This is a genomic window from Candidatus Hydrogenedentota bacterium (assembly GCA_016791475.1).
Classification (GTDB): domain Bacteria; phylum Hydrogenedentota; class Hydrogenedentia; order Hydrogenedentales; family JAEUWI01; genus JAEUWI01.
Genome location: JAEUWI010000177.1, coordinates 1 through 785, shown reverse-complemented (window position 1 = coordinate 785; position 785 = coordinate 1). Strand labels below are relative to the sequence as shown.

Genomic DNA, 785 nt, shown 5'->3' with positions numbered 1-785 from the left:
CGCATAATACGGTCATGAGGTTGGTCGTCCTGTCCGTGACCGTTGCCGCGCTCACCCAAACCGGTAGCCCGTCCGAGCCTGTTCGCTACCTGGGCGGAGTTTACGTAGACCAGACCGTCCACGACGGACGCCTGAGGCCTGCCATTGGTGTGTCCAGCTATCAGGTGGTGCGCGCCAATCGAACCCGTCCGGATCTCGGTGACGGGTTCGGCTGGACCTACAACCACGCGCCTATGCTCGCCCACTGGAATGGCAAGTTCTATCTCGAATACCTGAGCAACCCGATCGGCGAACACGAGCCGCCCGGCCAAACCCTGCTCGTCACCTCTCTCGACGGACGCCATTGGTCGGCCCCGACACTCGTGTTTCCGCCTTACCAGCCTCCAGCCGGGACCACTCTGCCGCCGCGGAGCACCGGCTACATGATGCACCAGCGCATGGGCTTCTTTACGGCGCCCGATGGCCGGCTGCTCATCTCGGCGTTCTACGGGCACGCCCCCAATCCGTTCCGTACCGGCGGTATCGGGAGAGTCGTCCGGGAGGTCTACAAGGATGGCGCGATGGGTCCCATCTACTTCGTCCGCTACAACAGTTCCACGCCGTGGAACGAGGCCAACACTGCCTTCCCCTTCTACCAGCGCTCCGGCGACAGGGGCTTTGTCGCCGCCTGTGATGCGTTGCTGAACGACAAGGTCGTAACCGAGCAGTGGCGCGATGAAGACCCCGAGCGCAGCACCATCTCAGGGCGGTGTTCGGCACCGTCGTTTTTCCACCGCGCCGATGGC

Annotated in this window: 1 protein-coding gene; it reads left to right on the top strand. The window is 63.7% G+C overall.

Annotated elements, in window-relative coordinates:
* Positions 1-785 (top strand): hypothetical protein (locus JNK74_28545; GenBank protein MBL7650137.1); only part of this gene is annotated, 785 nt, incomplete at both ends.